Below are 11,006 nucleotides of genomic sequence, written 5' to 3'. Positions count from 1 at the left end.
TGCGCCATGGCCGGGGCGGCGGCGGCGGCGCGCCAGCGCCAGACCGTGCCGGGGAAGCCGGTCGCCGCCTGTTCCGCCGCTTCCGGCTCCAGCGCCCCGCGCACCAGGTCGTACCAGCACTCGGGCGGGCGCTTCCTCGCCCCGTCGGCGCCGCAGAGCACCAGCGCCGTCTCGGCGCGGGTGAGCGCGACATAGAGCAGGCGGCGATATTCGTCCTGCTGGGCGTCGTCGCCCCGCTGGCGGGCCGCCGCCATGGCCGGGGTGTCGCCCTTCTTCGCCGGGGCGTGCAGCGCCACCCGGCGCCCGTCCGGCAGTTCGACCCGCAACAGCCCGGCGGCGCGGCGGGTCATCGGGCCGGAGGTGGTGTCGGCGAGGATGACATAGGGCGCCTCCAGCCCCTTGGCGCCGTGCACCGTCATCACCCGCACCTCGTCGCGCCCCGCCTCCATGTCGCGCTTGGCCTCGGCGCCGCCACGCCGCAGGAAGGCGAGAAACCCCGCCAGCGAGGGCGCTTCAAGGCTCTCATAGGCGCGCGCCAGCGCCAGCATCTCGTCGAGCGCGTCGGCCGCCTCCGGCCCGAGGCGCGCCAGCATGGCGGCGCGGCCGCGCTCGCGCCCCAGCACGCGGGCGTAGAAATCGAACGGGCGCAGGCTCAGCGCCTCCCCGCGCAGCCGCGCCAGCCGCAAAGCCGCCGCGGCCCATTTCGGGTTCTCGCCGGCGCGGGCGGCAAGCGTGTCCTCCAGCAGCCCCTCGCGAGCGGGCGCCAGAGCCATCAGGTCGATGTCGTCGAGGCCGAAAAGCGGGCTCTTCAGCACGCTGGCCAGCGCCAGTTCGTCGTCGCGGGCCAGCAGCGCGTCGCCCAGCGCCATCAGGTCCATCACCGCGATATGCTCGGCCACCACCAGCCGGTCGGCGCCGGCGACATCGACGCGCGCCTGCTTCAGTTCGCGGATGATCGAGGTGAACAGCCCGTCGCGCCGCCGCACCAGGATGAGGAAATCGCCCGGCCGGGCCGGGCGCGTGCCGTGCCGCCCGGTAACGGGAAAACCTTCCGCGATGCGCGCGGCGATATGGGCGGCGATCTTCTTCGCCAGCCGTCCCTTGGGGTCGTCAGCGCCGGGCGCGTCGAGCGGGCGCTGCCAGGCGTCGACATCCACCTTCTCGCTCGGTGCCTCCGGCTCCCACATCTCCACCAGCGCCGGCAGCGCGGCGTGGATCGGCGCGTGCACCGGGGGCTTGGCCTCGGCGGAAAGACCGCGATAGGAGGCCTCGCGGCCGAACACCGCGTCCACCGCCTCCAATATGCCCGGCGCCGAGCGGAACGAGTGCTGCAGTTCCACATGCACGAAGCCGGCGCCGCCTGCCGCTTCGAATTCGCGCCGCACCGTGTCGAAACGGCGCGGATCGGCGCCCTGAAAGGAGAAGATCGACTGCTTCTCGTCGCCGACCACGAACAGCGTGCGCGGCAAAGCGCGCCCCTCGCGCGCACCGGCGCCGGCGAAGAATTCGGCCACCAGCGGGCGGATCACCTCCCATTGCTCGGGGCTGGTGTCCTGCGCCTCGTCGAGCAGCACATGGTCGATGCCCTGGTCGAGCTTGTAGTGCACCCAGGCCGAGGCGCCGGAGGCCAAGAGCCGCCGCGCCGCGTCGACCAGATCGGCGAAGTCGAGCACGCCGCGCGCCGCCTTGGCCCTGACATAGCGCCGCGCCGCCTCGCGGCCGAGAATCAGCACCGCGCGGCTGCGCTCGAAGGCGCGGGCCGCCGCGAGTTCGCGCGCCAGCGGGGCGATGCGGTCGCGCTCGGTGAGAAGCTCAGGATATTTCGCCCGCGCCGCCGCATTGCCGAACTGCCCGTCGGCATAGGGCTCGCCATCCTCCTTCAGGAACACGCCGGCATAGGCTTCGGCCACCGCCTCCTCCGGCGCCAGCGCCGCCTCGTGCAGGGCCTGCCCGCGCCTGGCGCAATTGCCGCCTTCCAGAACCAGCGCTTCGGCCAGCCCGGTCCACGCGCCGCGCGGGATCAGCGCCGCCTCGACGAGGGCCCGCTCGATCTCGCGTGACGCCACCGGCGCGTCGAGCCCGACGGCGCGGGCCAGATCGTCCTCGCTCGCTTCCAGCGCCGGGGCATCGGCCACCAGTTCTTTCAGCAGTTCGTTGATGCCGGTGTCGGAGGTCTGGCCGACGATCAGCGCCAGCGCCTGGCCGAGCGCGCTCTCCGGAGCCCCGGCCGCCTCCAGCACCACCTCGGCGCGCACTCGGGCGAGAAGCTCCAGCCGCGCCGCCTCCTCCAGTTCGCCGAAACCGGCGGGCACCCCGGCCTCGAACGGGAAAGCGTGCAGCAGCGCGCCGCAAAAGGCGTGGATGGTCTGGATCTTCAGCCCGCCCGGCGTTTCCAGCGCCTGCGCGAACAGGCGCCGCGCCTGCGCCCGCCGCTGCGGGCCGGGTTCGCCGCCATCGGTGCGGACGATCTCGGCGTCGAGCGCCTCGTCGTCCAGCGTTGTCCAGCGGCGCAGTTCGCCCAGCACCCGGTTGGCCATGTTGGCCGCCGCCGCCTTGGTGTAGGTGAGGCAAAGAATGCGCCCGGGCGGCACCCCGCGCATGAGCAGGCGGATCACCCGCCGCGCCAGCACATGGGTTTTGCCCGAGCCGGCATTGGCCGAGACCCAGGCGGAAAACATCGGGTCGGAGGCGGAGGTCTGCAGCACGGTCGCCGCCCGCAGCGCGCCGGGGGCGAGATCGGTGGCATCGCTCATTCCTCGCCCTCCCCGCCGGTCGACCATTCCTTCGCCCGCGCCAGATGGTCGTAATCGCCATAGCGCCCGCCGAACATCGGCCGCGCCAGCGAGGCATAGCCGCGCGAAGGGTTCTCGAAGGCGGCGATCAGCGTCTGCAGCCGCGCCAGCGTGTCGGTGGCGAGGCCGGCGGCGGTCGCGTCCTTGTCGACCGCGCCGATCTCCTTCACCTCAGCCGTGCCGAGCCGGACATAGACCAGCGCCGCCGCCTCTTCGCCCGGCACATCCGGGAAACACCCCGCTGCGGCCATGGCCGCTTCCAGCGGCAGTTGCGGGGAGTAGTGCACCGCCGTCTGCCTCGCCGTCGGCACCGCGCCGGTCTTGAAGTCGAGGATCGCCAGCCCGCCCTCGGCCAACTGCTCGATACGGTCGGCGCGCCCCGTCAGGGTGAAGCGCCCGCCCGCCAGCTTCAGGCGCCCATATTTCTCGGCGAACACGCGGCGGGTACGGGTGCGCCGCGCCCGCTCCCAGCCGATCACCCGCGGCACCAGCCGGGCGAAGCGCGCCCACCACAGCGCGTGCTCGGCGGGAAACGCCTCCAGCGGCGCGAAGGCCCGCCGGCCACAGGCCAGCAGCACCGCCTCGGCATCCTCCGGCAGCGCCTCGGGAAAAGCCTGCGCGAAGCTGCCGAGCGCATCATGGATGGCGCTGCCGCGCTCGCCGGCGCCCGGCGCCTCGTCCAGCCCGTCCAGCGGGGCGAGGCGCAGCACGTGGCGGGCATAGATGGTGTAGGGGTCGCGCAGCCAGGTCTCGATCTCGGTGACGCTGAGCTGCTTCGGGCGCCGTTCCAGCGGCGGCGCCGGTTCCGGCCGGGCGATGCGGGCGGCGGGCGGCTCTTCCTCGATGAATCCGGCGAGACGGCGGAAGCGGTCGCCGCGCGCGATCGCCTCCCGCCAGCGCGCCTCCCCGCTCACCGCCGCGAGGCGCTGGAGGAAGCGCGAGGGCACGCTCGGCGCCCCGCCGAGCTTGCGCGGATAGGACAGCACCAGTTGCGGCGCGCCGCAGCCTTGCGCGAAATCATGGGCGGAAAGGCCGATGCGCCGCTCCGGCGCCTCCAGCCCCAGCGCGGCGCGCATCGGCCGGCTGAGCCAGGGGTCGGCGCGCACCGCGTTCGGCCAGGTCCCTTCGACCAGCCCCGCCAGCACCACAAGGTCGACGCCGACGAGGCGCGCTTCCAGCGGCCCGAGAATGCGCAGGCGGGCGCCGGGCAGCAGCGGCGGGCGCACCGGCTGGCTGGCGAGCAGCAGCACCAGCGCGGCGGCATAGTCGGCCAGTGTCATATCCGGCGCATGGGCCGCGCCCTCGCCCAGCGCCTCGAAGGCGCGGGTGAGTTCGGCCAGCGCCATCTCGTCCGCCGGGAAATCGATCTGCGGCCCGCCAGCGTCCGGGCCGCTCCACGCCGCCTGCACCGCCGCGCGATGCGCCTCCAGCAGGACCGCGAAGGGATGCTCGCCCTCCCCCAGCGCCAGCAGCGGGGCCAGCGCCGCGGCGATCCGCCCCGCCAGCGCGCCGGCAAGGGCGCGGCGTTCCTCGCCGATACCGGCGCGCGGGTCGCGCGGGTGAAAGCCCTTCGGCTCGAAGCCCGCCACCGCCCCGGTCAGCCCCGGCGCGCCCGGCGCCGGGCGCGGGCCGCGCAGCACCATCATCTCCAGCGCGTCGGCGCCGGCGTCGAGGCGGGCGCGGTCCAGCCCGAAGCGGGCCAGCGGGTGGCGCAGCACGGCGGAAAGCGGCAGCGGCGCCAGTTGCTCGCGGCAGGCATCGGCGACCAGTCGGGCGAAGCGGCCCGGCCCGCTTTCCGACAGCGGCTCGCCGGCGGAATCGTCGATTCTCAACTCGAAGCGCAGCAGCTCGGCCGCCACCCGCCGGGCGAGGTCGCGGTCGGGGGTGATCAGCGCGCCGCTGCGCCCCGGCACCTCCAGCACCTCGCGCAAGGCCAGCGCGATGGCGAGCGCCTCGTCGCGCGCGTCCTCGGCCTCGATCACGCTCACCCCGGCCAGCGCCGCGTCGATGGCGGGACCGTCCAGCCGTGCCGAAAGGGTCGCCCATTGCTCGGTGGAGGCGACCGGGCGCAGCGCCTCGGAGAGCAGCGTCTCGCGCCCGTGCGGCGCCGGCGGCGCCAGCTCGCGCACCGCCTCGCGGGTGACGCGCATATGGCGCTTGAGCAGCAGCGCGAGGCCATATTGCGGGTGGCTCGGCGCGCTGGCCTCCTCATCCGTCAGCGCCTCCCAGGAGCGCGCGTCGAGGGCGAGGTCGAGCCCCGGCAGCACGACGCAACCGTTCGGCAGATGGGCCACGGTGGCCAGCAGCCGGGCCGTCGCCGGCATCGAGCCGGTGGAGCCGGCGGCGATCACCGGGCCGCCCTCGGGCAGGCTCGCCAGCCGCTCCGCCTCGGCGGCGATCAGCCGGTCGCGGCGCACGCTGGCGTCGACGCAGCCCTCGGCTTCGAGGAAGGCGGGCCAGAAGGCGCGGGCGATCTTGAGGAAGTCGAGCGCCATGTCCCAGTAGCGGTCGTGCTCGCCGGGCACCAGCGCGTCGAGCCGCTCCCACGGCACTTCCTGCGCCGCCATCTCGTCGATCAGCCGCGCCAGTTCGTCGGCGAGGGCGAATTCGGCGCCCGGCCCGGCGGCGACCGCGACGCGCCCGTCCTGCCCCGCCAGCGCCCGGCGCCACGCCCGGATGAGGCTGGCGAGCGCGAGGCGGCGCGTGGTCGGCGGCACCTGGCGCGGCGGGTCGGTATAGCTCTCGGCGAAGGCCAGCGCGTCCTCGTCGACATCGCCGACCGGCACGATGCGCGGCAGCAGCGTCACCCCCGCCCCCATCCGCGCGCGCAGCGCCTCGGCCAGCAGGCGGCCAGCGCGGCGGGTGGGCAGGAACACGGTGGCCCGGGCCAGCAGCAGCGGGTCGCCGCGCGGGGCGAAGCCCGGAACGAGTTCGCCGTCGAGCAGCGCATCGGCCAGCGTCGCCACGAAAGACGCCGAGGGCGGGATGGTGAACAGCCTCGGCCCGCGGCGCGGCGCGTCAGCGCTCATGCGCCCGCTCCCGGCGCTGGCGGCGCGGCGGCCATCGGGTCAGTCCTTGGAGCGGCGGATGGCTTCCTCCGCCTCGGCGATGGCTTCCGGCGTGCCGACATGCATCCACACCCCTTCCATGCGCTGGCCGAACAGCCGGCCGGCCTCGGCGGCGCGGCGGAACAGCCGGCTCAGCGAGAACGGCCCTTCCGGCGCGTCCGCGAAGATAGACGGCGCCACCACCGCCGCGCCAGCATAGACGAAGGGAACGGTGAGCCGCTCCGGCCGGGGGGTGAGGCGTCCCTCACCGTCCATCAGAAAATCGCCGCGCCCCTCATAGCCGATCGAGGCCACCGCCGGCGCCAGCAGCAGGCAGATGTCCATCGCCTGCGGGTCGAACCGGGCGGCGAGCGCGGAAAGGTTCGGCCGTATGCCCTCGATCCAGAGGGTGTCGGCGTTGACGACGAAGAACGGGTCGGGGCCGAGCAGCGGCAGCGCCTTGCGGATGCCGCCGCCGGTCTCCAGCAACTGGGCGCGCTCGTCGGAGAGCAGGAGGCGCGGGCGGGTGCGGCCGGCGAGGTGGCGCTCCAGCACATCGGCGTGCCAGTGCAGGTTCACCACCGCCGTCTCGACGCCGGCATCGGCCAGCCGGTCGAGCGCGAGGTCGATCATCGCCCGCCCGCCGATCTCGACCATCGGCTTGGGTATGGCATCGGTCAGCGGGCGCATGCGCGTGCCGAGGCCGGCAGCGAGCACCATGGCAGTGGTGATGGCGGTCATGGGTGCCCGGGTTTGTTCGGCGTTGCGGGGGAAGCAGGATCCGCGGGCGTTTCCGCTGCCGGCGCGTCGGCGGCGGGAATGGCCGTGGCCGGGGCGGGCGGGGGCTGGAACGCCGATGCCGGGCCGGACGGGCGCGGCGCCGGGGTCGCGCGCGCCTCCGGTGCGAAAGACGGCATGGCCGGCCGGCCGGAGGGCAGCGGCGGGCGCGGCAGCGGGCCGCCGATGGGCCGGGCGCCGACCGGAAGGCGCGCGGCGCCCGGCGCCGGCACATGGTCCTTGTACCAGCTCGCGAGGCCGCCGAGATCGGGGAAGGACAGGCAGCGCTGCAGATAGGCCCAGATGCGCGGCAGGTGGCCGAGATAGACCGGCTTGCGGTCGCGCTGGTTGAGGCGGGTGAAGATGCCGAGGATCTTGGTGGCGCGCTGCGCCCCCATCACCGCATAGGAGGCGGCGAACGCCTTGGTGTCGAAGGTCGGATCGCCCGCCCGCCGCGCCTTCACATAGCGGGTGAGCAGGGCGAGTTCGAGCGCCTCCGGCACGTCGACGCGGGCGTCCTGCGCCAGCGAGACGACGTCATAGGCGGGCGGGCCCATCACCGCGTCCTGGAAGTCCAGCAGGCCGATCTGCGCCAGCCCGGCGCGCTGGGGCAGCCACATCAGGTTCGGCGAATGATAGTCGCGCAGCACCCAGACCGGCTTCTGCGCCAGCGACGGCGCCAGCGCCGCCGCCCAGAGCTGGCGGAAGGAGCGATGGGCGTCGATCGGCACCCGCCCGCCGGCATGGGGCAGGTACCAGTCGAGCAGCAGCTCGACCTCGATCAGCATGGCGTCGAGATCGTAGGGGGGCAGATGATGATCGAGCCCGGTGGTGACCGGAACTGTCGCCGGCAGGTCCTGCGCGTGCAGCGCCGCCAGCACGTCGGCGGCCCGCTCATAGCGCTCCGCCACTGGCACCGGCGGCGTGCCTTCGAGCACCCCCTCGTCGCCGAGATCCTCGATCACCAGCAGGCCCGCATCGAGATCGCCGCCATAGATGGCGGGCGCCGAGAGGCCGCGCGCCCGCAGCGCCCGCGCCATCGCCACGAAGGGCTTCACGTCCTCGGCGAGATGGGCGATGGCGCTGTAGGACTTGCCGCCGCGCACCGGCGGGCCGTCCGGGCGGCGGGGAGCGTTCATCAGCACGGCGTTGCGCTTGGGGCCGACGAGCCGCTCATAGGCGCGGGTCGAGGCGTCGCCCTGCAGATGCCGGCGCTGCGCCGGGCCGAAGCCGACCTGATCGAGCAGCGCCCGGATCGAGCGCATGCGGAACAGCGCGCCGGCCATCCGGCCGAAGCCGAACAGCCGCACCCGGCGCATCTTCTCGGCGCCTTCCGGCGGCAGGGTGATGTGCACTTCCAGCCGGTCCGGCTGCGCCACCGCGCCCTCGGCCCGCTCGGCCCATTCCACCAGCGTCACCGCGCCGTCGGTCTGCTCGCCCCAGCCGAGTTCGTCGAGCTCGGAGGGGTCGCCCAGGCGGTAGAGATCGGCATGCACCACACGGTGGCGCGGCAGGTCGTAGACCTGCATCAGCGTGAAGGTGGGGCTCGGCACTTCCAGTTCCGGGTCGCCCGCCAATTCGCGGATCATCGCCCGCGCCAGCGTGGTCTTGCCGGCGCCGAGATCGCCGCCCAGCGTCACCAGGTCGCCCGGTCGCAGCAGCGCCGCGAGGTCCATGGCGAGGCGCCCGGTGGCGGTCTCGTCGGGCAGCACCACGTCCCAGTGCGCCACCGGGCTGGTCGGGACGGAACCGGTGCTGCGGCTGTCGATCATCGCCCTACTCCGCCGCGTTCCGGCCGGCATCGGCCACGCGCGGGAAAGTGCAGGTGACCAGCGTCCCTCCGCCCGGCGCCGCGCTCAGGCTGACCGTGCCGCCATGCAGCGCCACCAGCGAGCGCACGATGGACAGGCCGAGGCCGACCCCGCGATGGCGCGAGCCGGCGGTGTGGCTCTCGAAGCGGTCGAACGCCCGGGCGCCGATTTCCGGCGCGATGCCCGGGCCGGTGTCGCGCACGCGGAACACAACCTTGTCGTCGCGCCGCTCGGCGGAAAGGGTGACGGTGGACCCCTCGGGGGCGAAGCCGACCGCGTTGGACAGCAGGTTGTAGAGCACCTGCCGCACCCGCTTGGCATCGGCGCGGAAGCTGCCGGCGGCGTGCGGCAGCTCGATGGAGAGACGGATGCCGCCCTCGGCGAGGCGGTCGCGCACCCCTTCCGCCGCCGCCTCCATCGCCGCCCGCAGGTCGACATCGGCGAGGTCCAGCGTCATCGCCCCGGCGTCGATGGTGGCGAGGTCGAGAATGTCGTTGATGATGGCGAGCAGTGCCGCGCTACTCTCGGTGATGTGGTTCACATAGGCGCGCTGCTTGGGGTTGAGCGGGCCGATGCCGGTGTCGTCGAGCAACTGGGCGAAGCCGATGATGGTGGTCAGCGGCGAGCGCAATTCGTACGAGACATGGCTGACGAAGGTGCTCTTGAGATGGTCGGCGGCCACCAGCGCCTCGTTGCGGTCGACCAGCGCGCGCTCCACATGGACGCTGTCGGTGATGTCGCGCAGCGTGACCAGCGTGCCGCCATCGGGCAGCGGCTGGGTGGAGCCGTCGAGAATCGTGCCGTCATTGCGCTCCATGCGGAACTCGGTCGGCACCCGCGCCTCGATGCCGGTGACGGCGGCGCGCAGCCGTGGCCACACCGCGCCGTCGGTGGTCAGGCGGCGGCAGGCCTCGGCCACGAGGTCGATATGGGGATGGGCGTCGAGCGCCGCCTTGTCGAAGTGCCAGAGCCGGCGGAAGGCGGAATTGGACAGGCCGAGCCGGCCGTCGCTGCCGAACACCGCCACCGCCTCGGCCAGCGCGTCCAGCGTCTCGCTCTGGATGCGGGTCAGCGACACGAAGCGGCTCTCCAGCGCCAGGCGTTCCGTCACCTCGTCGAACAGATAGGTGACGCCGCCCTCCGGGTTCGGCGCGGTGACGACGCGCAGCGTGCGCCCGCCCGGCAGGTGCCACCAGTGCTCGCGCGGCTCGATGGCGCGGTAGGCGGCGTGCAGGTCCTCGCGCCAGACGCGGAAATCGGCCTGTTCCGGCAGGCGCCGCGCCGCGCGCAGCCGGTCGAGCACGGCGCCGTCGGTCGGGCGGTCGTCGAGAAAGGCGGCGTCGAGATCGAACAGGCTGGCATAGGCGGCGTTGTGGAACACCAGCCGCCGGTCGGCGCCGAAGATCGCCACCGCCGTGGCGAGCTGGTCGAGCGTGCGGCGATGGGCCCCGACGACATGGGCGAGTTCCGCCCGCACCGTCTCGGCCTCGGTGGCGTCGAGCGCGATGCCGGCGGCCCCGCCCCCGACCGGCACCTCCAGCACGTCGCGCACCTGCCGCGTGCCGGCCACCACCACCGGCAGGCGGGCCTTGAAGGGCTGGCTCGCCGCGTGCAGCTTGCGCGCCTTGGCGCGGGTCTGCTGGTCGAGCAGCGAGAGGTCGCGCAGCGCGGCATCCTGGCCGTCCGGCGCCTCCACCGCATGGGCATAGGCCGCGTTGCTCCAGCGCAGCCGGCCATCCTCGCCGCCGACCCAGACCGGGGCCGGCAGCGCCTCCAGCAGCGCGCGCAGCGCCGAGCTTTCCTCGTCGAGCGCGCGATAGGCGGCCTCCAGCCGGGCCTGGTCGAGCCGCACCCCGGTGATGTCGCGCAGGCGCAGCACCACGGCGGAGCCGACCGGGCGCCCCTCCGCCTCGACGAAGCGCCCGTCCTGCGTCCCCAGCGTGGCCGCGAGCGGGGTGCCGCGCGCGCGCAGGCGGTCCACCGCCGCCTCGATCTCATGCGCCGACACCGGCGTGAGCCAGGCGCCGAACGCCAGGATGCGGGCGGGGGCGGCGACGCCGGTGAAGGCAGGCGTGTTGCCGATGATCTCGGGATCGGCCGCCGGATCGCGCCAGACGATGACGATCTGCGGCTCGGCCATCAGCAGGGCGCGCGCCTCGTCGATCTGCGCTTCCAGCCGGGCGATCTCGCCGAACGCCTCCGCCTCGCGCTGCAGCGACTGCCGGCGGTAGCGCAGATGGACGATGGCGGTGGTGGCGGCGAAGACGATGAGGCCGACGACGAGGGCGAGGCCGATCAGCGCGCTCGGCTCCTGCACCGCCAGCACCGCGAAGATCGGCTCGGAAGCCGGCTGCGCCCGCGCCGGCAAAACCGAACCGGCGAGCCCGCCGCCGATGAGGGCGACAAGGATCGCGCGCGACGCATGCCGGGAAGTCACGGCGCGGGCAACGCCCCGGAGGCCACCGGTGAGCGCCGCCCGGCGCCTTCCGCCCTGATGCCCGCCCCTGCCGGCCGGATGCGCCATCCGCGCCCGCCTCCCCTTGCCGACTGCCGCCTGTTCGGCCGGCACCTCACCCAGG

At 74.1% G+C, this 11,006-nt stretch carries 4 protein-coding genes and 1 pseudogene (1 of these 5 only partly in view); all 5 read right to left on the bottom strand.

Annotated features, from left to right (window positions below; genetic code table 11):
• Nucleotides 1-2,753 (bottom strand): annotated as a pseudogene (gene addA / locus KHC23_RS00560) (double-strand break repair helicase AddA); it reaches 694 nt to the left of the window's first position.
• Nucleotides 2,750-5,821 carry a double-strand break repair protein AddB gene (addB, locus tag KHC23_RS00555; RefSeq protein ID WP_213368268.1) on the bottom strand — a complete coding sequence of 1,024 codons (3,072 nt, stop codon included), beginning with the start codon at nt 5,819-5,821 and terminating at the stop codon, nt 2,750-2,752. The pseudogene addA and the gene addB overlap by 4 nt, the downstream one beginning before the upstream one ends.
• 39 nt (nt 5,822-5,860) lie before the next feature.
• Entirely contained in the window at nt 5,861-6,580 is a 720-nt protein-coding gene (locus KHC23_RS00550) for a nucleotidyltransferase family protein (protein ID WP_213368260.1), read from the bottom strand.
• Nucleotides 6,577-8,388 (bottom strand): tRNA (adenosine(37)-N6)-threonylcarbamoyltransferase complex ATPase subunit type 1 TsaE, encoded by a 1,812-nt coding sequence (tsaE, locus tag KHC23_RS00545; protein ID WP_213368258.1) that lies wholly within the window; start codon nt 8,386-8,388, stop codon nt 6,577-6,579. Before tsaE ends, KHC23_RS00550 begins: the two co-directional genes overlap by 4 nt.
• A 4-nt stretch (nt 8,389-8,392) precedes the next feature.
• A complete protein-coding gene (locus KHC23_RS00540) occupies nt 8,393-10,951 on the bottom strand; it encodes a sensor histidine kinase (protein WP_213368250.1) in 2,559 nt (852 codons plus the stop codon).
• Between the last annotated feature and the right edge of the window lie 55 nt (nt 10,952-11,006).

Source organism: Ancylobacter dichloromethanicus (genome assembly GCF_018390645.1).
Taxonomy (GTDB): domain Bacteria; phylum Pseudomonadota; class Alphaproteobacteria; order Rhizobiales; family Xanthobacteraceae; genus Ancylobacter; species Ancylobacter dichloromethanicus.
Note: the sequence above shows the minus strand (reverse complement) of the source record. Positions and strands in the feature narration are given on the sequence as shown.

What these genes read in the sequence shown, in the direction of transcription:
- addB (WP_213368268.1), bottom strand. Translation starts at nt 5,821, where the DNA reads ATGAGCGCTGACGCGCCGCGCCGCGGGCCGAGGCTGTTCACCATCCCG.
- tsaE (WP_213368258.1), bottom strand. Translation starts at nt 8,388, where the DNA reads ATGATCGACAGCCGCAGCACCGGTTCCGTCCCGACCAGCCCGGTGGCG.
- KHC23_RS00550 (WP_213368260.1), bottom strand. Translation starts at nt 6,580, where the DNA reads ATGACCGCCATCACCACTGCCATGGTGCTCGCTGCCGGCCTCGGCACG.
- KHC23_RS00540 (WP_213368250.1), bottom strand. Translation starts at nt 10,951, where the DNA reads ATGGCGCATCCGGCCGGCAGGGGCGGGCATCAGGGCGGAAGGCGCCGG.